The organism is Serratia sp. 201 (genome assembly GCF_037027545.1).
GTDB classification, from domain to species: domain Bacteria; phylum Pseudomonadota; class Gammaproteobacteria; order Enterobacterales; family Enterobacteriaceae; genus Serratia; species Serratia bockelmannii.
Genome location: NZ_JAXCHC010000004.1, coordinates 51,472 through 74,811 on the forward strand (window position 1 = coordinate 51,472; position 23,340 = coordinate 74,811).

Below are 23,340 nucleotides of genomic sequence, written 5' to 3' on the forward strand. Positions count from 1 at the left end.
AATTAAGCAGTGCTCTTTCCGTTGTGGTGAAGAACAAGATGACAGTCAGGTCGCAACATCGGAACCCTTGAGCTGGCGTGTATGAGGATAGCAGAACGGCGACTTCCTGCAACACAATCTCATCCGATGACCAACCGTTTGGGATTTTTGTTATACCTTAAATTGTTGAGTTGTTCTAATGTTTTTTCTCTCATTAATATAAGTGGAGAGGGCTATGAGTCAGTTTGGAAATACAGATAGCATCAGCTACGAGATCGGTCGAGCGGTTCGCAGTCTTTACCGCAAGGGTTACGTTGTTTGTTTGAATGGCATACTCGCTAAACTAGCAGAGGAAAGCGTTACTGAGCAGCGTTTTATCCGCAGGCGTGTTCTAACTAGGGCTATTGAAGAGTTAACTTGATTAATGTGTTTTGATGCGTGTTTATGTGAGGCCACGACTACAAGCCCTGCTTAATTCGCTGGGGCTTGTGTGAAGTGGCCGACAAAAACTGGCCACTGCGTAAGAATTTAGAATGGTAGCCCTCCCCCTTGATATTCAGCGTCGTTGAGTGATGCAGCAACCTATCCAGGATCGCCGTTGCCAGCACGTTATCGCCGAACATCTCTCCCTAGTCCGCGAATCTCTTGTTCGACGTCAGGATGATGCTGCCTTCTCGTAACGCCGATTCAGCAGCCTGAAGAACAGGCTTGCCTCCTCACGATTCATCGGCAGGTAGCCGATTTCATCAAGGATCAGCACGCGTGCATAACTTAGTTGCTGCAGTTGACGCTCCAGCCGGTTTGCCTGCCGCGCCTTCATCAGCGTCGCTATCAGCCTGTCCAGCGACATGAACAGCCCCGATGCCCTGCATCAGCCGCTTTCACGCCCAGCGCCACCGCCAGATGCGTTTTGCCCACGCCCGGTGGGCCCTGCAGGATCACGTTTTCGCTTCGCTCTACGAACGCCAGGCCGGCAAGCTCTCACCACCTTACGGTCGATGCCCGGCTGGAAGCTGAAGTCGAACTGCTCCAGCGTTTTCACCCAAGGGAGCCGGGCTTGCTTTAGCGGGGACTCTATGCCGCATTGATGGCGCCCGCTCCATTCCTGTGCCGCCTGCTCCAGTAGACTTTCCATCCAGTACCCCAGATGCTCTATTTTCAGACGACCCAGCAGCGTCTCAAGTTCATGCATCACAACAGCTCCTCATAAGCGCTCAGCGGTCGGTGTTCTACCCTGCTCATCTGTTGTCACAGCGGTGCATGGTGCTCCGGAACGGTCTGCCACCCAGCACCACGATTGTTCAGGCGATGAGTGGCCACAAGCTGCTCATTGCCGTAGATCCTCTGCTCATCATCCAGCGTGATCCGGATGGAGACCGGACGGGTGCACAGGTCTTGGGCTCGGAGTAACGATTACCACGCACCTCGATATATCCGTCCCAGACCACATGACGGATATCGAAGTCCGTTGCCGGCAACGCTTGCAGGTGCGCTTTTTCTTCCTCGAAGCGGATCGCCGGCGTTTGCCGGAACTGGCGCAGCTCGCGCTGGTTCGCAACCTCGGTAACCCATTGCTCCAGCAACAGATTAACGTGCGTGAAGCTGTCGAACTGCCTGTAACGGACGAAGATTCAGGTATCACCTCTGTTCAGGTGGCCAAATTCAGTAAACCACTTTAAGCCGATACAGAGTTCTCGACCGATAGTTCTGCAGATCGAGTTATCGATTCAGCGATGGGGGTCGTATACGGATACGCGGTTTGATGGTATTCACTGGGATACGCATGGGCGGCAGTACAGCGCCTACCAGTGCCTCTATTCGTTTTATGCCTGGGCGTGTGTTCAGTAACACTGTGCCGGGAGGGATCCCGACAGAAAAAAACTGGCGCGGAACTTGCGCCAGCTAAAGCGGACTATCCAGAGTAGGTGCTAAGCTATGACTGCTTTCAATAAAACGATAGCAGCAAAATTGTGAGAAGCCAGAAAAAAACCGCCCGAGCCGGGCGGTAACACGAAGAAGAGCTACATGTAACGATATTGTCAATGAGCTGCAGGACAGCTGCAGCACGCTTAAAAATTAGACTAAAATTACTTGATTTTGCAATAGTATCAGAGTGGGATATCCTAAAATAAGAATTTCCCTAGGATGTGGTGGTTACTGATTACAGGGGGGAATGGAGTTAAGCAGGGATGGCTCGTCCTTTGCGATGAGGTAAGAACATGCTGCGGCGCGTTGATGTGCACAAAAAAACCGGCGAGGTGGCCGGGTTAATCGTGTGTCAGATTGTATAACTGGAATACAAGCACGCAAAGGAGAATGAATGATGCCGCAGCAACGCTGATTGCTATGGTTGGTAGTATATAGCTATTCATACTGGAGAGCAGGAGCACTCCTGAAAAGAAGAACATGCGAAGCTCAACAAAATAAGGCAATTAAGCAAGGCCATGAAAAAAGAACAAGTCCCACATAACCAATAAACATAATTATTTTTTTTCGGCTCATCTTATCCCCTAGAAAATCGAATAGCGGGATTGTAAACAGAAAAAAGAAAATCGGGACTGCCGTCATCAGCAAACTTTTCCCGGTGTTAAAGTTTTAGGTGCTAATCAGCCAGTTTGGGATATAGGTCAGGATAATAAATAGTGGAATATTTCACCTATAATTAATCCGGCAGAGTACAATGATGATTTTTATTATTCTTCCCATTGCTCAATGGGATTCGATCGGAACCATAAGTTTGTCTCTTCTGTGTTGTAACAAATAACGGTGCCTCTTCAAGCCAGTGACGAATATAGAATCCAATGAATGCCATTGGTGCCGCTAACAGAAAAGGACGTTGCCATGACCAATCTAATAGCGACTCTTAGGCGAAAATAATGCAACCCCCGATTGTCAATGCACTGAATATAAAACCACTGATGCAACCAACTTCTACCTAATTGGTCATAAATGATCGGTGATGATCTTTACTGTCAATACCGATCGAATTCTGGGTCTTCCGCAACTTGGGTGGAGAAATATTGATGAAACTTTCTAGTTAACAAGGATCTAAGCTGTTTTAAGTTATGAACAACACTATGCCTTCACTTAAGACGCTTTTGCAGTTGCCTTGCGGGTGGCAATCCAGCCGACAAGATGTTAGTTCTGATGGGATAACCCTCCATCTTCGTGCCACGCGTAAAACTGCACTATGTCCTGAATGCCTTAAGCGCAGCAAATCGGTTCATAGTTGTCGGCGGCGCCGAATACAGCATCTACCTTGTTCAGGCCAGGCGCTATGGCTGGTATTTTCCGTCCGTCACTGGTACTGCCGTAACCCAGCTTGTTCACGCAAAATTTTTGCCGAGTCGCTGGCTCCCTTCGCAGGGGCACGGCAGCAGTCTTCACAGGCGTTACAAAATTTACAGCGTCAGCTGGGACTAATAGCCGGAGGTGAAGCTGGAAGACGGGCGGCAACGGCAGCGGGTCTCCGTAGCAGTGCAGATACTCTTCTTCGCAGAGTTATCAATACCCCGGAGACGAAACTACCAGGCACGCCCCATGTTGGCATCGACGAGTGGGCGTGGCATCGGGGCCACCGTTACGGCACGTTAATAGTCAATCTTGATACTCACCGTCCCCTAGTCCTGCTTCCCGGCCGCGATCAGCGTACGTTGGCTGCCTGGTTCAGAAAATATCCGGAAATACAGGTTGTCTCGCGCGATCGCGGCGGTATCTATGCTATAGCAGCACGTGAAGGCGCTCCTCAGGCCAGGCAGGTGGCCGATCGCTGGCACTTGTTGAAAAACATTGGTGATGCACTCGAACGGATGATGCACAGACATATGCCGCTGATACGTCTTGTTGCCGGTGAGTTGTCACCAAAGAAATCACCTGAGCCAGAACGGGTACAACCAGCTCCATATATCCGTCGCCCGGAGCGACTTAAGCAGCAGACTCGTAATAAACGCCACCAACGCTGGGTGGAGGTAATCACCCTGCATAAGAATGGATGTGGGCTCCGTCAAATATCCCGTACCACCGGGTTATCACGCGTAACTGTCCGGCGCTGGCTCCAGTCAGGTACATTCCCTGAAATGTCGACCCGTCCTCGGAAACCAAGCCTTCTGGATCCCAGGCATGAGTGGCTGGAGGAACAGCGTGAAAGCGGTAACCACAATGGTAGCCAGATATGGAGGGAGATGGTGGCAAAGGGGTTCACCGGTAGTGAAACCACCGTCAGGGATGAGGTTGCCAAATGGCGTAAAGGTGGGAGCACATCTGTTACTGCGTCAGCCCGTCTTCCATCAGCTTCGCGCGTGAGCCGTTGGTTGGTGCCCTGGCGAATAATAAGGGGCGAAGAAAATTATGCCTCCCGCTTCATCGGGCTGATGTGTGAAAAAGAGCCGCAGCTGAAAATAGCACAACAACTGGCATTGGACTTCTACCGGATCCTGAAAACCAAAAATAAGCCACAACTTAGCAGGTGGTTCACTCATGTCAGCGAAAGCGGCCCGGTTGAGCTTCAGCGTGTTGCTGCCGGGATGGAAGCTGATGCAGCAGCAATATGTGAAGCCATTACCAGCAGATGGAGTAACGGTGTAGTCGAAGGTCATGTAAATCGCCTGAAAATGCTAAAGCGGCAGATGTATGGGCGTGCTGGGTTCGAGTTACTGAGGCGACGGGTGATGAGTCCTCTGGCCTGAAAGGTTCCACCCAAGTTGCGGAAGACCCATTTTTACATCGGTACTAACACTTTACTTTACTCGGCGGAAAATATCGCGATACCGGAAGTTTCACAACCACTTGAGAACCTCAGAATTAATCTAATTAATACCAGAAGTATCGGGGCGATTATATCGAAAGAGGCATATGAATGGAGGGTTCCGATACCCAGAGTTGCAAGGGAAATTATTATCAATGTTAGATTCAGTGATGTTTTATGACTAATCCGGTCACCAATCAGACCGAAAACGCTCTCGCCAAAAAGGCGTGCAAAAAAAAGCAACAGAAAATGTTGCGAAGGACGCAATAAGCTGCATCGCCGGAGAATCGTTAGCAATAAAGATCTGTCCCATTATCGCGGCCAGCTATCCGTAAACGGAGAATTCAAACCATTCGATAAAACTGCCGTCCATTGCGACAACAACCACCCGTTTGAGAATGACGCTCTCTTTCTTTTACGCAGAACTCGCGCTTGTTTGACAGGAATGGCTTTCTAAATTTACGCTCTTGCCCATCATTTTCTCCACGTCATCTGACATTATCAGTGGCGACAGACTGGTAGTAGTTCATGCCGTCTAATTAGTGAAATTGATGCATATTAGATCCTATTGCAAATGCTAATATGCATTAAATATCATTACGTTATGTTGATTTTCTCTCAGTGAATTTCATTGTCACACTGTCTGTCATCTGATAACCTGATGACGGTAAACTCTATGTTAAATGAAATAAGTTTTACTGATGCATCTTCAGTACAAGAAAGATCGGGAGCATGATGATGGAATGTGAATCAATGGAGTTTGACGTTGTTATCGTTGGTGGCGGCCCCGCCGGGCTATCAACTGCTTGTATGTTGATGAAGCTAGCCAGCAACAACAATCGTGAGCTCAGCGTATGTGTAATTGAAAAAGGTTCAGAAATTGGCGCTCATATTCTTTCCGGAGCTATACTTGATCCGCGAGCATTAACAGAACTGTACCCGGATTGGCAGGAGCGCGGGGCTCCTGTTGGCGTCCCCGTGGTTAAGGACGATATCTATCTACTGACCAGCGAAAAGTCAGCCCATCGTATTTCGGACCGTTTTGTTCCGCATACTATGCATAACCAAGGAAATTTGATTATCAGCCTGGGTAATGTGTGTCGCTGGCTTTCCCTGCAGGCTGAAGAAGCAGGGGTTGATATTTTCCCTGGCTTTGCGGCCACGGAGATTATCTATGACGAACAGGGGACGGTACGCGGCGTATTAACTGGCGATATGGGCGTAAAAGCTGATGGCGAGCATAAATCCACTTATACCCCAGGGATGGAATTATTGGCTCGTTATACCGTGTTTGCGGAGGGGTGTCGCGGTCATCTCGGTAAGGAACTGATTGCCCATTTTGGCCTTGATGAACATGCCGATCCTCAGCATTATGCTATTGGTATTAAAGAGTTATGGGAAATTCCTGCCGAGCAGCACCAGCCCGGATTAGTGGTACATTCAACGGGTTGGCCGCTGGACAAAGAAGCTTCCGGCGGCGCATTTTTCTATCATGGAGAGGATAACCTGATTTCGGTAGGGCTAATTGTTGACCTTAACTATAGCAACCCGTGGATGAGTCCGTTCGACGAATTCCAGCGGATGAAGCACCATCCGGTATTCAGTCGTTATTTGGCGGGCGGAAAACGTATTTCTTACGGTGCTCGCGCCATTGCTAAAGGCGGTTTTAATTCATTACCCAAGATGCATTTTCCCGGAGGCTTGTTAGTTGGTTGCGATGCCGGGACGTTGAATTTCGCCAAGATTAAAGGTACACATACGGCGATGAAAAGCGGGATGATTGCCGCTGAGGTTATCTTTTCTGCTCTTGCAAAGGAACCGGATGCGTCACGGGATCTGGATGAATACACTCAGGCCTTTGCTGATTCATGGGTCTATGATGAGCTGTATCGGGCACGTAACTTTGGTCCAGCGTTGCATAAATTCGGTAAACTGGCTGGCGGGGTATTTAATTACCTTGAACAGAACTGGTTCCAGGGAAAGCTGCCGTTTACTTTGCGCGATCGTCTCCCGGATCATCAGAGTCTGAAATTGTCCAGAGAAAGCCATAAGATTAGCTATCCCAAACCCGATGGTGTCCTGAGTTTTGATAAATTATCGTCAGTATATCTATCAAATACCAATCACGAGGAAGATCAGCCCTGCCATCTGAAATTGTTAGATCAGCAATTACCAATTGAGGTCAACCTGCCCGACTATGATGAACCGGCACAACGTTATTGCCCGGCAGGAGTGTATGAGGTTATCAATGAATCAGGAAAAATGAAATTACAGATCAATGCACAAAACTGCGTTCATTGTAAGACCTGTGATATTAAAGATCCCCATCAAAATATTTTCTGGACTCCACCAGAAGGTAGCGGTGGACCTAACTATCCAAATATGTAAGCTATTTGCAGGGAGCTGGCGCTTCCTGCATTTCATTCGTCGTCAGCTAAATATTTTTCCAGATCCTGGTAATACTGTGAAGCATTCGATAGGTGCGCATTCATTAATTCGCGGGCCAGATTACTATCTTTGTTGGTAATCGCACTCAGTAAAGCCTGGTGCTCGCGTAGAGCATTACTACGATAAGTATTGTTAGAAAAACGGCGGGAACCTTTATATTTGATGCTTAAGCCCAGAGTGATCTGGTTACGCAGGTAAATCAAAAAGTCCGGGAAAAACTTGTTATTTGTCGCCTGAGCTACGGCCAGATGAAAGCCAAAATCCTCAAGCCCAATGTCGCTTTCGTTTTCAGCATATGCTTTTTCCAGCTTTTTATATGCCGCGGTGATATTTTTCATCTGCTGTGAGCTACGTCTTTCTGCTGCGAGACCAGCCGATTCAATTTCCACCGCCTTGCGCAACTCCTGCATCAGTGCAATATTTTCTAAGTCGGTGATATCGTTAATCGAAATTTTAAAGGGTTCTGACGGGAGTGGATCAATAACAAATACGCCAATCCCTTGTCGTGACTGTAACAACCCATCTGACTTTAATGAGGCGATAGCTTCACGAACCACACTACGACTGACATTATATTTACCAATGAATTCTCTTTCGGTAGGAAGTTTTTCACCTGGGCTGTATTTACCAGAACGAATGTCATTGCTTATTTTTTCAACAAGCCGCTCGGTCAAGCTCTCCTTACGATTAAACGGCTCAACGGTATCAATGTTCAATGGATCGTTATAAAACATATAGTTACTCTTATTCACCGGTTCAAGTTTGCGCAAAACTTACACGACATATGATATCATATCGCTTAACATTCGCACTAGTAATATACTTTGCTCTGCGATTAATTATGCTCATAACCAAACGCTCTGCTTTACTTCTGCAAGCGGAGCGTTTCTTAATTTTATATACCTAATTTGTGTTGCTTTTTGGGGTTATATCCCGTAACTCACCAAGGATAAGTGCAAAGACAGAAATTTCATCTGGATCATTGTCAAAGAAACAACGCGTCTTTTCATCCCAGGCAGCGAGTACGCTCTGCTGTTTAGCCAACCAGCTGCCCACCGTATCTGCCGATACGCTATTGTTGCGTAACAACGCCACAATCAGTTTTCGGTAGTGGCGGGTGAGATCGTAAAGCCAATTTTCCTGTGCCACGGATTGCCATTCGTTAATAGGCTGATAGCGCTCAAGCGCCTGCTCAATGCGGTCGAGCTTCAATCGTGCGCGCAGCGCCAGATAGAGATGGGCAACATCTTCCAGCTCACGCCCGCTGAGGCGAGAAACAACAATAATTTCAGGCAAAGCAAGATACAATTTCTGGTTGCACACCAGTTCTATCAGTTGGGAATCGATACCAACTGCCTGTAATTCCTTCACCTTACCTGAGTGGTTGTCGCAGCCATAGGCTGGAAGCAATGTCGGCATGATGGCAAACAGCCGTTGTATATCAGCGCTGAATTGCGGTAACTGTTGGAGAAACTCTGCCAGATTCTTCTGGTTCATCAGCAGCCAACCGCAGATGCCTTCGGCGAATCGCATCAGCGCTTCGAGTAGTTCGGCCTGAACTTCCCATTTCAGACTAGCTTCTGAACGTTCAATTTCCTGCCAGTAGCTCCCTAGAGAAAAGAGCTGTTTGCTGAGCAACCAGGCAATGGCGGTATCGGCGGCGGAGACATGACATCTCTTCTGAAGCAGATGACTGAAGTTAAGCCCCGGGCGGTTGACCATTTCATTAGCGATTCGCGTTGCGACGATTTCCCGATATAGCGGATGTTGCGCTATTTCCTGGCGAAATTTTCTCGTCAATACTGGAGGGAAGGCGAGCAACGCCTCTTGCGCTGCACAAGGCCAGGCAGAGAGATCGCTTTCAATAAAAGCCTGTTTAAGATTGCTTTTGGTGTAGGAAAGAAGCACCGCCAGCTCTGGTCGGGTCAGCCCTTTATTATCACGCTTACGTGCCAGCAGAGAGGCGTCGTCAGGCAGATATTCCAGCTCGCGATTCAGTTCGCCGCGCTGCTCAAGTTGGTTAATCTGCTGGCGACAGAGATCGAGATTCTGTACCGCGCTACGCTCTGCCATGCTGAGAGCCAGCACCTGGCGGCGATTATTGTTCAGTACGCTGTTGGCTACTGCATCGCTCATTGAGCTCAGGAGGGTGTTGCGTTCATTCAGCGTCATTTTCTGGCGTGCAACCTGCATATTAAGCAGGATCTTAATGTTAACTTCGTGATCGGAACAATCCACGCCGCCGGCGTTATCAATAAAATCGCTATTCACTGCGCCGCCCAACGAGGCGAATTCACAGCGCGCCAGTTGTGTAAGACCGAGATTGCCGCCTTCTGCGACCATTTTGCAACGCAGTTCACTGGCGTCAATGCGCAGACTGTCGTTATTTTTGTCGCCGACATCTGTATGGCTCTCGCTGCTGGATTTGACATAAGTGCCAATCCCGCCATTCCATAGCATATCGACTTTACTGCGTAGCAGCGCCTGGATTAGCTCATTAGGCGAAAGCGTATTTACCTCAATGGAGAAGCGGCGACGCATTTCCGGGGTAATAGTGATACGTTTTTGCTCCCGAGAGAAAACGCCACCGCCAGACGACAGCAGTTCAGCACTGTAATCGTTCCAGTTTGAACCCGGCAGCGTGAACAAGCGGTGGCGCTCCTGGAAGCTGGCGACGCAGTCAGGATCTGGATCGATAAATATGTGTTTATGATTGAAGGCGGCAACCAGACGAATCGCTGGGGAAAGTAGCATCCCGTTGCCAAACACATCGCCCGCCATGTCGCCGATACCAACTACCGTAAAGGCGTCGCTCTGGGCGTCGCGCCCCTGCTCATAGAAGTGGCGCTTAACGGATTCCCATGCCCCTCGGGCGGTAATCCCCATTTTTTTATGATCGTAGCCATGGCTGCCGCCGGAGGCGAAGGCATCGCCCGCCCAGAATCCGGCGACATTCGCCAGATCGTTCGCAATATCGGAGAATGTAGCAGTCCCTTTATCTGCCGCCACAACAAGATAGGGATCGTCGCCATCGTAACGCCAGGTATCAGACGGTGGTATCACTCGGTTATCCACGAGATTGTCAGTTAGCGATAATAAGCCGCGAATAAATAGTTGATAGCAGGCGATACCTTCGGCATGAATTTCTTCGCGACTGGCGTTTTTGGCCACTTGACGCACTACGAAGCCTCCTTTTGCACCTACCGGCACAATCACCGCGTTTTTAACGCGCTGGGCTTTGACCAATCCAAGAACTTCGGTACGGTAATCTTCATTTCGATCTGACCAGCGCAGACCGCCGCGCGCGACTTTCCCGAAACGAAGATGAACGCCTTCCACCCGAGGGCTGTAGATGAAAATTTCATATTCAGGGCAGGGCTGGCGGATACCTGAAATAGTCCCCGGTCGTAATTTAAAGGCGATAAAAGGCAATGACTCCCCGTCAGCTGTACTTTGCCAGAATGAGGTTCGCACTATCGCCAGGATAATATCATTCAGGGAACGGAAAACCCGCTCGTCGTTAAGGCTGGTGACCTGCTCCAGTTGTTCCAGCAGGCGCTTTTGATGGTGTTCAACGCGAATTTCACGCTTTTCGCTATCAGGATCGAAACGTGCTTTAAACAGCAGGAGTAACTCTCTGGCGAGAAGAGGATATTGCGCCAGGATATCGATAATATACTGTTGACTGAATCCCAGCCGTAGCTGGTGCATATAGCGTGTCAGCGCACGTAAGACGGTAATATCGCTACCGGTTAAACCGGCATCAAGCACCAGGCGATTCAAACGGTCGTTTTCCGCCTTATTTTGTAAAATCGCGAGGATGCACTCACGCCATGCTTGTAGGGTGGCGATATCTGGTGCTTGCTCCAGTGGCGTATAGAACAGTGTGAACTGGTGGAGCCACAACATTCTATCTTCGGTAACAACGGGCCAGGTGTTTTCACTTTCCACCGTGACGCCGGTATTATCGAGGATCGGTACTATCCCGGAAAGCATAAGCGGTTTTTCACAGCTAAACAGCTTGATGTTAAGTCGGGTATCGTCATTGCCGTCGGGAAGATCGACGTGGATCGTTAGCGGGTTATTTTCCTTCAGCAGGCATAACGAACCGATATCTTTTACCGCATCTTGAGCGGGGTTGGTCTCTTTATATCCTTGAGAAAAGGCCTGTCCGAAGCAGTAAAACATGGTATTGCCTGCTTCTTCGCCTAACTGTGATTGAAGGGCCTCATATAACTGATCCTGCCAGGAGAGCGAAACGTTGGCGATATCCTGATTAAGAGAAGCTTCATCAAGGTTCAGTGGAATGGCAGCGCTTCGGGTCAGATAAAAATGCGTACGGGAAAGAATGGAGTCGCTGTAGAAGGTGTTGAAGGTGATATTCGATGCGGAAAAATGTTTTCGCAAAACCTCCTGGACACGTAAACGCAGCGCTGTGCAATAGGTGTCTTTGGGCACAAAATAGAGGCAAGAAATATACTCTTCTCCGGGTGCTACACGAAAAAAGAGCGTGGAACGGCGGCGTTCCTGTAAATTGTAGATGCCCATTGCTGTCTGCCGTAGTTCCTCTGCGTTGGCTATCAGCAACTCTTCCCACGGATAGGTATTAAGAATACGGGTCAATTCACGGGTATTATGGCCATCAGGTTGAAGCCCGCTTAGTGTCCTGACCTGAGCGATTTTTTTACGGACCAGCGGAATTTGTTCCGGGGGCGTAATGATCGCATTGGCAGTAAATAAGCCATAAAAACGTGCCGCACGCTGTTGGTCGTCGAGGACCACCATGAGTTGATGGTAATAATGCTGGCGATAGACTTCGGCGCTATGCACATCTTTTTTAATGGCGATTAATCCGTGAGGAGCCGCGAGTTCTTTACTTAATATTGTGCCATCCTCAGCGTCTTCGCTGAAAATAACCGGGCCAAGTTGCTGAGTACGCTTAACCAATGGAACGCCATCCTGTTGCTTAATAATGAGTTCTTCACACCCCAGAAAGAGAAAGTTGTCTTTGGTTAGCCAGTCGATAAAGGCGTCGGTTTCGCAGCACTCATTTTCCGTAATGGCGTGACTCTGCGCCGCCCGGCTGGTGACGGCATGGCGAAGGCGGGCAATGATCTCCTCGCGATTTTGCCGGGCTTGGTAGAGCAGATCCAGCACGTTGGCTAACTTCGACTGAATATTATCAAGAGTACGATCATCACTATGACGATCGATTTCGATATACATCACGGCTTCGCGGCTGGTGGGGTAAAGTTCGGCATCATCGTAGCTGACTATGCGTTGTTGACGATCCCGCTGGACCCCTAACACGACATTCTGCAGATGGTGAATAGTAATGTTATTGCGATTCAGTTCAGTACGTATCGACTCCACAAGCCAGGGCATATCTTTGGCGATGACGATCAGTATGGTGTGCGCTGTGGTGACAGTATCGTCGGGATGAGAAGTGCTCAGGATCACCGTCGCTTTCTCGATCGGGGAGGATTGCAGCGCCTGCCAGCAGGCACGTAAACTGAGAGCATGCTGGGGTGGTGTTTTTTCATTGAGAGTTTCTACTGACAACGAATGCAGAAACAGCCTGGCAAAACGTAGATAGTCATTATCTTCCTCTGCATTGCTGGTTTCAGAAGCGTGGGTGAGCGTCTGTTTGATAACGGGTTGTTTCTCTTGCAAACGTATGTTCGTCATTGTCTCAATGTGTCCGTTATGATCGGGAAAAGGGATAAGTGGCTGAGTCACTATCTGGTTTGTTCGCGTACCACGGAATACTGTTATTTATAAACGAAAGAACAGGGTGTATACGTTATATCTTCAGGCGGCCTCCTGTTTGCTTGCCAGCAATTCCCCGGTCACGACCTAAGCGTGCGTCACCGGGGATGCGTTTTGTCATTCAGTCTGAAGTATGACGGTTATATAGCTTGTCCGCTTAACCTGAAATAAAGGTCTGGTCTGTCGCCCCCCCTTATTCAGAGATAAATAGGTTGATTTTATCTTTAGGAATTCCGGTAAACGTTCCCCAGTAATAACAAACGATTGCGATAGCGGCTACGATATAAAGGTCATAAGGATGTGGGATAATATCTTTGCCGCCAAAAGAGCCGAGATATGAGATCCCTAATAACAGAATATAGTAACCAATTAACCATAATGAAGATTTAATCTGCTGTTTAATACCAACATATTCTTTCGGCACAATCTTAATGAAGCAAAGATAAGCGATATACAACACGATTTGTGAAACGAAGAGCCAGCTCAGGTTGTCCCAGCCGCACCAGTAAACGATAAGCGTGGCGATAACAAAAGAAATCGGTCCGACGATAGTGAAGCTACGCAGGTAAAACGGACGCGGCATATCAGGAGCATTACGGCGCAGAGCGGCGACACAAACAGGTGCTATCGCATAGCTTAATACCAGAGACGCGGAAACGACGCTAATCATCGCTTCCCATGAAGGGAATGGCATAGTCCAGAATACCGCAAGCACAAAGGTCAGCCACAGTGCAGGGCGCGGAATACCAGACTCTTTATCAACATGGGAGAAGTACTTGAAGAACGTTCCAGAACGTGACCAGGCATAAACGATACGCGGCGTGGCGTTCATAAAGATGTTGCCGCAACCACTGGGGGAGACAATCGCGTCCATTACCACCAAGATCGCCAGCCAGCCTACACCGAGATAGATAGCAATATCGTGGAAGGGCAGTTTAAAATTCGCCGCAACGCCGCCCCAGCCATTTAGTAACATATCTGACGGAACCGCTCCCAGAAAAACGATTTGCAGCAATAAATAGAGCGTCCCGGAGATAATAATCGACAAAATCAGCGCGATCGGGATCGTTCGTTGCGGATTTTTAACCTCATTAGCGACTGAGACAATCGGCGTCAGGCCGAGAAATGCAAAGATGACCCCACCTGCCGAGACCGCCATCTCTATACCTGAGAAGCCAAAAGGTGCAAATCCATGAGCGATAAAGTTTTCTGGCTTAAAGAAGGTGAAAAGGACGACAATAATGAGTATTGGCACGGTGAATTTTATAATGCTTATAAGATTATTGAAGGTAGAGAATGTACTGATACTGCGGTAATTGAGCCAAAAGAAGAAACACAACATTAAGAACTGGCAACCCCAGCCTAACATCGTGGGATCGCTGGTGCCCGGATGGGCCATAAATGGAAACCAGGCGGCGGCATACTGTCTGGCGGCCACTACTTCGATGGCCACCATACTGGATGAGTAGATTACCGTAATTAAACCGATTAAATAACTCATCAACGGGCCGTGGGAGATCATTAAATAGCTTATCGCACCGCCGGTTCGCGGTAGTGCAGCGCTAAGCTCGCAATAAACCAATCCCAATGTTAGCACCGCGACAGCAGCAAAAAGCCAGGATAATATCCCTGCCGGTCCTGCGTAGGTCGATACATGGCTGGCGGCAAATAACCATCCCGAACCGAAAATAGTGCCCAGTCCAATAAACGTCAGATCGAACGTGGATAGTTTTTTCTTGAAATGAGTTGCCTGGTTATTGCTCGTTTCATCACCTCTGAGTAATGTAGACATTATTACCTCGCACTTATTGTTAGCACTCCCCACATTTTATTTTAAGGGTGTGGGGAGTATTATGTTATTTGAGAAACAGATGTTGATAGGGGATGTAATAAACACCGTCCCTGATAATAAAATAAATAACTAATTTGCTAACTTTTGGCTTAGTTCCGGTAAGATCTCAAACAGATCGCCGACTAAACCATAATCAGCGATTTGGAATATTGGCGCTTCTTCGTCCTTATTAATCGCAACAATAACTTTGGACTCTTTCATACCTGCGAGATGTTGAATCGCACCCGATATACCCACCGCGATATAGAGATCGGGGGCGACAACCTTTCCGGTTTGACCAACTTGCAAATCATTCTGGGCATAGCCGGAATCCACGGCGGCGCGTGACGCCCCGACGGCAGCACCCATAATATCGGCCAGTTTCTCGACCAGGGCGAAGTTTTCCCTACTGCCGACGCCCCGGCCGCCAGAAATGACAATCCGCGCCGCATTCAGTTCTGGGCGTTCGGATTTAACCAGGTCTTCTTTCACAAAGCGGACCTTGTCGCTGAGGAAAACACTGGAGATACTGTCTACGGTAGCGGAACCGCCTTCAGCTGCTGCCGGCGGGAAGCTGGAGGTTCGGACGGTCAGCACTTTCAGGCAATCGTCTGATTTCACTGTGGCAATAGCATTACCGGCGTAAATCGGCCGCTTGAAGGTATCCGGGGAGATTACGGCAGTAATATCCGATAATTGCGCCACGTCGTACAGTGCGGCTACGCGAGGCATAACGTTTTTACCCGCGGTGGTCGCTGGCGCCAAAATATGGCTATACTCCTGGGCCAGTTCGACAATCAGCGGTGCGACGTTTTCTGCCAGTTGATGGGCATAGGCTTCGTTGTCGGCCAGTAAGACACGTGAGACCCCACTGATTCTGGCCGCCTGTTCGGCAACCGTCTGACAATTTTTACCCGCGACCAGAATATGAATTTCATGGCCAATCTGGCTGGCGGTACCTACGGTATTCAACGTAGCAGGGTTGAGCTGCGCGCCATCGTGTTCAGCAATAATTAAGGTTCGCATAGTCAAATCACCTTCGCTTCATGTTTCAGTTTATTCAGTAATTCATCCACGGAACAGACCCGTACTCCGCTTTGTCTCTGGGACGGTGCTTCTACAGCCAGCGTTTGCAGGCGAGCACGGGTATCGACGTCATAATCGGCGGCAGAGATAACGTCTAATGGTTTACGCTTCGCTTTCATAATATTGGGCAGTGATGCATAGCGCGGTTCATTGAGGCGCAGGTCGGTGGTAACAATTGCCGGAAGCGTCAGCGACAGGGTTTGCAGTCCGCTGTCCACTTCGCGGGTTACCTCAACGCTGCCTTCGTTGATATTGACCACGGAGGCAAAGGTCCCCTGTGGGTGGTCGGTCAACGCAGCCAGCATTTGTCCGGTCTGGTTTGCGTCGGAATCAATGGACTGTTTGCCTAAAATCACCAGATCCGGGCGCTCAGCTTTCATGACTGCGGCCAGAAGTTTGGCGACGGCGAGTGATTCCAGGTTATCTTCAGCTTCCACGAGAATAGCGCGGTCAGCGCCCAACGCCAGTGCGGAACGCAACTGTTCCTGGCAGGCCTGACTGCCAATTGACACGACGACAATTTCGTCAGCGATCCCTTTTTCCTTCTGGCGAATTGCCTCTTCAACGGCGATTTCGCAGAACGGGTTCATCGACATTTTCAGGTTACTGGTATCAACGCTGGTTTGCCCTGGCTTGACAGAAATTTTTACGTTGTAATCAACAACGCGCTTCACCGCGACTAAAATCTTCATCTTTACGTCACTCATGTTGTTACAACCATTAAGGCTGAATGTAAGAAGTTTTCACCGATGTATAGAACTCAAGGGCGTAACGACCTTGTTCACGGGGACCGTAACTGGAGGCTTTACGGCCACCAAAAGGAACATGCGGATCGACCCCGGCAGTTGGCGCATTTACCATCACCATTCCTGCCTGGGAATAGCGCTTAAAGGCGGATGCATACTTCAGGGAACGAGTCACGATGCCAGAAGAGAGGCCAAAACGTGTGGCGTTGGCCAGCGCCAGCGCTTCATCGAAATCAGTGGCTTTCATCACCGATGCTACCGGGCCGAACACTTCCTCCTGGTTAATACGCATCGTGTTGTCGGTGGCGATAAACAGCCCTGGCGACATATAGAAACCCGGAGTCGGGCAGTCAAGGTGTTCACCGCCGTAGACCAGTTCCGCTCCTTGTTCCCTGCCGATATTGACGTAGTTAAGATTGCTCTCCAACTGACGGGCATCGACTACCGGGCCGATATTCGTGTCGGCAGCGAAAGCATGGCCGACTTTGAGCGCCTTCAGTCGACCAGTTAAGCGTTCGACGAACTGGTCATGAATGGCCGCGCCCACAATCAGACGTGAAGAGGCGGTACAGCGCTGACCGGTAGCGTAAAACGAACCGTCGAGAGCACATTCAACCGCGATATCGATATCGGCGTCGTCCAGTACGACCAGTGGATTTTTACCGCCCATTTCAAGCTGACAGCGGATCATTCGCTCGGCGGCGATTCTGGCGATGTTATGACCCACACCTTGAGAGCCAGTAAACGAGATGGCATCAATACCCGGATGTTCGATCAGCGCCTGGCCGACGATGGAACCTTTGCCTAGAACCAGATTGAATACTCCGTCCGGCAACCCGGCCCGGTGAAGAATATCGGCCAGCGCGACGGCGCTCGCTGGAACCAGCTCTGCCGGCTTGAGTACTACGCAGTTACCAAAAGCAAGAGCTGGAGCCGTTTTCCATGCCGGGATCGCCAGCGGAAAATTCCACGGCGTAATCATACCGATCACCCCTACCGCTTCGCGAGTGATCTCCACCGTCATGCCGAGACGAGTGGAGTCAAGGACTTCGCCTGGGATACGTAGTGCTTCACCCGCCATAAATTTGAAGATCTCACCGGCACGAGTGACTTCGCCAATCGCTTCGCGCACAGTTTTTCCCTCTTCGCGGGCAAGCAACTGGCCAAGTTCTTCACGGCGAGCGAGGATTTCGTTTCCGGTAATATCCAGAATGCGGCTGCGTAACTGCACCGGGCTGGTGGACCAGGTGGTGAATGCTTCGCGGGCGGCATTCACTGCCGCATCGATCTGCGCTGCGTCGGACACCACTGCCAGACCAAGCACATCATTCGTATCAGATGGATTGATGTTGCGCATGGAGGCATCCGTACCCCCCCATTTTCCATTGATGAAGTTCTTGTAAATTTCCATCGTGGCCTACTCATTTAGCTCTTGTGGGGTAATAAGATGTCAGACAACCTATCGCATCTTTTCGGTATGCGCAATTCATTAGTTACAAGTATGTAAAATACTTATTGCATAATTTGAGGCGCATTACATTTTTTCCACAGGGTCTTATTTAACGCATTGATCTGATGTGAAAATAAAAATGTGCGCTGCATCATACTTTTCACTTCTCACGCTTCTCATAACGGAGACTTATATCTACTGATTAAAACGCGAAGCGTTGGTTGTCAGGTGAAAGCGAACGACTTCTGTCAGATAGCGCCGACAACCGATAAGTCACGATTGCCGGCTTTGCTATAGATCAGCGATTACGTAACGCCGAAAGTGTCGTGTTAGGGGAGATAACTTCTTGATCGAGCAGAATCTCGATCAAGGCTGGTTTACCAGCTGCGCGGGCACGCTCAAAGGCCTCAGCAAACTGTTCGGTGCAGGTGACCTGTTCCGAATAAGCGCCGTAGGCTTCCGCCAGAGCGCAGAAGTTCGGATTCTGTAACTCCGTGGCCACCACGCGGCGAGGATATTCCCGTTCCTGATGCATACGAATTGTGCCGAACATACTGTTATTAACCACAATGACGATGATGTTGGCGCCATACTGAGCGGCCGTCGCCATCTCCTGGCCATTCATCATAAAGCATCCGTCACCGGCAAAAGCGATAACAGTGCGTTCCGGCGCAATCAGTTTAGCCGCTACTGCTGCAGGAAGGCCGTATCCCATAGCGCCGTTGGTAGGAGCAAGCTGGCTACGCACCTTATGAAAACGCCAGAAACGATGGACCCAGGCGGTATAGTTACCTGCGCCGTTGCAGATAATGGTATCGTCAGGCACTGCGTTGCCAAGCCAGTCCATGATTTCCGCCATCTGAATATTGCCGCTAACTTTGATGGGTTTATTCCAGTTATCAAATTCGGCTCGTGCGCTATGGGTTTGCGCCTGCCAGGCTGGCTCGCCGGAGGGGGCAACCTTGTTAAGCGCGGCGATAAATGCTGCCGGCGCCGCGTTCACTGCGACATCAGCATAGTAGACGCTGCCCAGCTCTTCGGCGCTAGCGTGAATATGCACTAATCGCTGCTGTGGTCGGGGAATATCCACCAGCGAATAGCCACGCGTGGTCATTTCGCCCAGACGGGCGCCAATGACCAGAAGGAGATCCGCGTTTTTGACGCGTTCAGTGAGTGCCGGGCTGATACCAATCCCGAGATCGCCCACGTAGCAGGGATGATCGTTATCGATATAGTCCTGGCAGCGGAAGGAGTTGGCGACCGGCAACTGCCAACTGTCGGCAAAATCCTCCAGCTGGCGACGCGCCTCTTCATTCCAGCCGCTGCCTCCGATGATAACCAGAGGACGTTCGGCGCTTTCCAGAGCTGCGCAAACGCGACGGATGTCCTTTTCGCCAGGCGCGGTGATGACAGGCTGCCAGGCAGGGAGGTCGGCGCTGTGGGTTTCGTCGGTCAGCATATCTTCCGGCAGCACCAGCACCACCGGCCCAGGGCGACCAGAGGTGGCTGTTGCCCAGGCGCGGTTAACATATTCCGGAATACGGGAGGCATCCTCGATTTGCGCCACCCATTTAGCAACTTCGCCGAACATGCGTCGGTAATCTATCTCCTGGAATGCTTCGCGATCCATATCCTGGCGCGCCACTTGGCCTATCAGCAGGATCATCGGCGTGGAGTCCTGACGGGCGACATGCAGTCCACAGCTTGCATTGGTTGCGCCAGGGCCGCGGGTGACGAAGCAAATACCGGGTTTCCCTGTCAGTTTGCCATAGGCGTCAGCCATATATGAGGCGCCGCCTTCGTTACGGCAAACATGCAGCGCCACTTCCGGGGTATCGTGTAACGCATCCAGGGCGGCAAGGTAGCTTTCACCAGGGACACAAAAGACGCGATCCATACCGTTATTGCGCAAGGCGTCGATCAGAATACGCCCCCCGTTACGCCCCGTGACGTGCTTATTCGTTGTAGTCATCGTTTCCCCCGGACTAAATGATCAATTTTTCAAGGAAAGGTGTCTGGCTCTCAATGCGCGCGTAGCCGAGCGGAGAAAGATCCAACGTGCGGTATTGACCGTAAGTAATCAATTCCGATAGCCCACGTCCGACGGCAGGGGATTGCTGAAGACCGTGTCCGCTATAACCGTTGGCAAACAAGAAGTTTTTTACATGACTGTGTGGGCCAATGATCGCATTGTGGTCAAGGGTGTTGTAGTCATAATGACCGGCCCATGAGTTGACGACTTTGATGGCTTCAAAAGCGGGAACACGTTCGGCCAGCGGTAGCCAGATACGCTCTTCGAATTCGGCGTGGATGACTTCGAAATCATCATAATCCGCATCGGGATCGGGAGTCGGTTCGACTGTGCTCAGATAGAATTTCCCTTCCGGACGACAAAATACGCCAGTAGGATCGATAATTGCCGGCATTTTGTCGGCCACTTTTTCACGACAGTCGAAAACAAAGATACAACGCTTGCGCGGGACTACCGGGATATGAAGGTCGGCCATTTGACAGACTTTATTGGCACGCGTGCCCGCGCAGTTTAGAACGTAACCACAGTTAATGACTTCGCCGGAAGCGAGATGCACGCGTTCTATTTTGTCGTCATTACGCGTCAGACCAACGACTTCATCGTGAATGTAGGTTACGCCGAGTGAACGCGCCTTTTTACGGAAGCCTTGCAGCAGTCCAAAGCTGTCAAACCAACCTTCCCCGGATAGCCCCAGACAACCTGCCGCAACACCTTGCGCGTTAATCCATGGAAAGCGCTGCTCAATCTGCTCTGGTGTAAGCAGGGCCATCTGTGAACCGAGCGCGGTTTGCAGATTGTAGTTTTCGGTCAGGATTTGCTGGTCTTTTTCGCTGACCATATAAAGGTAGCCGTTTTCCTGAAAACCCAGTTCTGGGACATCGCCCTCTACCGCACAGTGGTCGCGGAATGATTTGATGAATTCCGAGCCGAATTGCGAAATTTTAATATTGATTTCGTTAGAAAACTGATGACGGATCGAGCTGGATGACAGCGCCGTCGCTGATTTGGCATAGGTGGGATCGCGTTCAACCACCAGTACGGAACCATTAAAATCCGGATTGCTTGCCAGAAAATAGGCGGTTGCGCTCCCCACCGCCGCACCACCAATAATGACGACATCATAGGATTTATTATTGGACATACTACACCCTCTGCAGAAAATTAGTGGTTGTCTTCGTAGTGACCAGCCGCGGGGAAGCTACCGCCACAATAGATGATGGCGGGGTCGAAGGGATCAGGCGTTGGCGTATTCGCTTCAATTTGTTCACGCCAGACTTCGGCGCTGTCCTTCGGCTGGTAGCCAAGGAATTTCGCTTCTTTATCGCTCCAGAATTGTTCACGGTTGGCGGAGGTGCCATATACGACAGTGAAGCCGACGCGCGGAACGCTCAGACTACGATCAACGAGTCCAACGAAATCCCGGAAGCTGAGCCAAGTAGCGAGCATACGTCGATCGGTAGGCTCCTCAAAACTGGAACCGATTCTGATAGAGACCGTTTCAATACGGAACTTGTCATAGTAATAACGAGCGAGATCTTCGGCGAAGGCCTTACTCACTCCATATATGCTGTCCGGGCGATGCGGCACATCGCTTCCGATCATCGCTTCGCGTTCGTAAAAGCCAATTGCGTGGTTAGAGCTACCGTAGACAATCCGTTTTACACCATTACGGCGGCAGGCTTCATAGACGTTGTAGGTACCGCGTATATTCGCATGCAGGATATTTTCAAATGTGTTTTCCAGCGGGATGCCGCCAAGATGCACGACTGCGTCAACGTCGCGAGTGATTTCCAGCATTTTTTCAAAATCGCCCTGGTCACACTGAATAATTTCTTCATTAACGGCCGCTTTGCCCATATCGACAATATCGGTCAGACGTAAAGTGCCCGCCAGATAGTGGGCATGACTGCGTAAAACGCTCCCCAGTCGACCTGCGGCTCCGGTTATAAGAAGCCGTTTGAATCTTGCCATGAGATAACTCCCTACTGTTTGGTTTTGTTGCCCGCCTTCTGGCGGGCAAGGCATGCAACATCAACACAATTTATTAATGGCTGCGGATAACTGCTTCAGCGCCAGAGAAATCTGCTCTTCCGAGGTCGCGAATGAGAAACGGACAAACGGTTCCAGACCATAAGCGGCACCTGGCACGCAGGCGACGTGGGCCTCCTTCAGGAAGTAGTTTGCAACATCGGTGTCATTGGTTAAGCGACGACCCTCCGGCGTAGTCTTATTCAACAGCGCCTGACATTCAGCGAAGAGATAAAACGCTCCTTCCGGTGAAAAGGCTTTTAACTGCGGAATGTCGCGTAAACCGTCCAGCATCAAGTCCCGGCGTTTCTGATATTCCAGACGACTACTCTCAACAAATAGCTGATGCCCGCCGATTGCTTCGACGCTGGCGATTTGTGAGATTGAACAGGCGCTGGTGGTGCTCTGCGATTGCAGTTTATTCATGACCTGGATCAGACCGGCAGGGCCTGCGGCATAGCCGATACGCCAACCGGTCATCGCATAACTTTTCGAGACGCCGTTGATAATTAACGTTCTGCCCCGTAACGCAGGGCAAGCCTCGCCGAATGAGACGAAGTCGGTACCTTCGAAAACGATCTTTTCGTAAATCTCATCGGACATCACCAGTAGACGTTCAAATGGGCGAACGACTTCGCCGATCATTTGCAGGTCTTCTTTACTTAATACCGCCCCGGAAGGGTTGGACGGCGTATTAAGGATAATCCAGCGGGTCTTTTCGTTAATCGCCGCAGCCAGGTCTTCCCGTGTTGGACGGAAGTTATTTTCCGCATAGCAGCGAACGATACGTGGCGTACCACCGTGTAGCTTCACCAGGTCCGGATAGGAGACAAAATAGGGCGCCAGTAGCACCACTTCATCGTCTGCTTCAAGGGTTCCCATCAGGGCATTAAAGATTAGCTGCTTAGCACCATTTCCAACGGTGATTTCTTCCGCAGTGTATTCCAGTTTATTATCGCGAGCCAGCTTGGCAATAATTGCCGCTTTCAGTTCCGGGATCCCGGCAGACGCAGTGTAGCGGGTCATCCCCTGACGCATACCATCCACTGCGGCATTGATGATATTCTCCGGCGTATTAAAGTCAGGTTCGCCCAGGCTTAAATCAACGACATTAATCCCCTGGCGCACCATTTCTTTAGCTGCCTGGGAGACCGCCATGCTAGGTGACGATTGAATACGAGAAATTCTTTCTGCCTGATAATTCATAATCTGCTCACATTTGTCCTG

At 50.1% G+C, this 23,340-nt stretch carries 14 protein-coding genes and 2 pseudogenes; 3 read left to right on the forward strand and 13 right to left on the reverse strand.

Annotated features, from left to right (window positions below; translation table 11 throughout):
• Positions 1-214 precede the first annotated feature (214 nt).
• Positions 215-400 (forward strand): hypothetical protein, encoded by a 186-nt coding sequence (locus WA302_RS19030; RefSeq protein WP_336064675.1) that lies wholly within the window; start codon positions 215-217, stop codon positions 398-400.
• Between the two features lie 37 nt (positions 401-437).
• Here the strand turns inward: WA302_RS19030 and istB are convergent.
• The 3 genes and pseudogenes from istB to WA302_RS19045 form a co-directional block, all read right to left on the reverse strand.
• A pseudogene (istB, locus tag WA302_RS19035) lies at positions 438-1,171 on the reverse strand (IS21-like element helper ATPase IstB).
• A 56-nt stretch (positions 1,172-1,227) separates the two neighbouring features.
• Positions 1,228-1,607, reverse strand: a pseudogene (locus WA302_RS19040) (Mu transposase domain-containing protein); the annotation flags it as partial.
• A 639-nt stretch (positions 1,608-2,246) separates the two neighbouring features.
• Positions 2,247-2,411 carry a hypothetical protein gene (locus WA302_RS19045; protein WP_443018047.1) on the reverse strand — a complete coding sequence of 55 codons (165 nt, stop codon included), beginning with the start codon at positions 2,409-2,411 and terminating at the stop codon, positions 2,247-2,249.
• A 633-nt stretch (positions 2,412-3,044) separates the two neighbouring features.
• Between WA302_RS19045 and WA302_RS19050 the strand changes: the two genes are divergently transcribed.
• Entirely contained in the window at positions 3,045-4,664 is a 1,620-nt protein-coding gene (locus WA302_RS19050; protein WP_336064676.1) for an ISL3 family transposase, read from the forward strand.
• A gap of 797 nt (positions 4,665-5,461) precedes the next feature.
• A complete protein-coding gene (locus tag WA302_RS19055) occupies positions 5,462-7,111 on the forward strand; it encodes an electron transfer flavoprotein-ubiquinone oxidoreductase (protein WP_443018048.1) in 1,650 nt (549 codons plus the stop codon).
• 32 nt (positions 7,112-7,143) lie between these two features.
• On the opposite strand, the gene WA302_RS19060 is transcribed toward WA302_RS19055, so the two are convergent.
• From WA302_RS19060 to WA302_RS19105, 10 genes are all read right to left on the reverse strand, one after another.
• Positions 7,144-7,905 (reverse strand): FadR/GntR family transcriptional regulator, encoded by a 762-nt coding sequence (locus tag WA302_RS19060; RefSeq protein WP_336064678.1) that lies wholly within the window; start codon positions 7,903-7,905, stop codon positions 7,144-7,146.
• Between the two features lie 169 nt (positions 7,906-8,074).
• Entirely contained in the window at positions 8,075-12,859 is a 4,785-nt protein-coding gene (locus WA302_RS19065) for an NAD-glutamate dehydrogenase (protein WP_336064679.1), read from the reverse strand.
• 274 nt (positions 12,860-13,133) lie between these two features.
• Positions 13,134-14,732, reverse strand: a complete 1,599-nt coding sequence (locus WA302_RS19070) for an APC family permease (RefSeq protein ID WP_336064680.1) — start codon at positions 14,730-14,732, stop codon at positions 13,134-13,136.
• 129 nt (positions 14,733-14,861) lie between these two features.
• Positions 14,862-15,797, reverse strand: coding sequence for an electron transfer flavoprotein subunit alpha/FixB family protein (locus WA302_RS19075; protein ID WP_336064681.1), 936 nt, complete (start codon positions 15,795-15,797; stop codon positions 14,862-14,864).
• A 2-nt stretch (positions 15,798-15,799) separates the two neighbouring features.
• Complete coding sequence (locus WA302_RS19080; RefSeq protein WP_336064730.1) at positions 15,800-16,549, reverse strand: electron transfer flavoprotein subunit beta/FixA family protein; 750 nt, start codon at positions 16,547-16,549, stop codon at positions 15,800-15,802.
• Between the two features lie 28 nt (positions 16,550-16,577).
• Positions 16,578-18,014, reverse strand: a complete 1,437-nt coding sequence (locus tag WA302_RS19085; protein ID WP_336064682.1) for an aldehyde dehydrogenase family protein — start codon at positions 18,012-18,014, stop codon at positions 16,578-16,580.
• A gap of 337 nt (positions 18,015-18,351) precedes the next feature.
• Positions 18,352-20,025, reverse strand: coding sequence for a thiamine pyrophosphate-binding protein (locus WA302_RS19090; RefSeq protein ID WP_336064683.1), 1,674 nt, complete (start codon positions 20,023-20,025; stop codon positions 18,352-18,354).
• Between the two features lie 13 nt (positions 20,026-20,038).
• A complete protein-coding gene (locus tag WA302_RS19095; RefSeq protein ID WP_336064684.1) occupies positions 20,039-21,226 on the reverse strand; it encodes an NAD(P)/FAD-dependent oxidoreductase in 1,188 nt (395 codons plus the stop codon).
• 20 nt (positions 21,227-21,246) lie between these two features.
• Positions 21,247-22,056 (reverse strand): NAD-dependent epimerase/dehydratase family protein, encoded by an 810-nt coding sequence (locus WA302_RS19100; protein WP_336064685.1) that lies wholly within the window; start codon positions 22,054-22,056, stop codon positions 21,247-21,249.
• Between the two features lie 60 nt (positions 22,057-22,116).
• Entirely contained in the window at positions 22,117-23,319 is a 1,203-nt protein-coding gene (locus WA302_RS19105) for a pyridoxal phosphate-dependent aminotransferase (RefSeq protein ID WP_336064686.1), read from the reverse strand.
• Positions 23,320-23,340 lie beyond the last annotated feature (21 nt).

Coding starts and splice junctions, on each gene's coding strand:
- WA302_RS19065 (WP_336064679.1), bottom strand. CDS start 12,859: ATGACGAACATACGTTTGCAAGAGAAACAACCCGTTATCAAACAGACG.
- WA302_RS19085 (WP_336064682.1), bottom strand. CDS start 18,014: ATGGAAATTTACAAGAACTTCATCAATGGAAAATGGGGGGGTACGGAT.
- WA302_RS19055 (WP_443018048.1), top strand. CDS start 5,462: ATGGAATGTGAATCAATGGAGTTTGACGTTGTTATCGTTGGTGGCGGC.
- WA302_RS19095 (WP_336064684.1), bottom strand. CDS start 21,226: ATGTCCAATAATAAATCCTATGATGTCGTCATTATTGGTGGTGCGGCG.
- WA302_RS19090 (WP_336064683.1), bottom strand. CDS start 20,025: ATGACTACAACGAATAAGCACGTCACGGGGCGTAACGGGGGGCGTATT.
- WA302_RS19070 (WP_336064680.1), bottom strand. CDS start 14,732: ATGTCTACATTACTCAGAGGTGATGAAACGAGCAATAACCAGGCAACT.
- WA302_RS19105 (WP_336064686.1), bottom strand. CDS start 23,319: ATGAATTATCAGGCAGAAAGAATTTCTCGTATTCAATCGTCACCTAGC.
- WA302_RS19080 (WP_336064730.1), bottom strand. CDS start 16,549: ATGAAGATTTTAGTCGCGGTGAAGCGCGTTGTTGATTACAACGTAAAA.
- WA302_RS19100 (WP_336064685.1), bottom strand. CDS start 22,056: ATGGCAAGATTCAAACGGCTTCTTATAACCGGAGCCGCAGGTCGACTG.
- WA302_RS19030 (WP_336064675.1), top strand. CDS start 215: ATGAGTCAGTTTGGAAATACAGATAGCATCAGCTACGAGATCGGTCGA.
- WA302_RS19075 (WP_336064681.1), bottom strand. CDS start 15,797: ATGCGAACCTTAATTATTGCTGAACACGATGGCGCGCAGCTCAACCCT.
- WA302_RS19050 (WP_336064676.1), top strand. CDS start 3,045: ATGAACAACACTATGCCTTCACTTAAGACGCTTTTGCAGTTGCCTTGC.
- WA302_RS19060 (WP_336064678.1), bottom strand. CDS start 7,905: ATGTTTTATAACGATCCATTGAACATTGATACCGTTGAGCCGTTTAAT.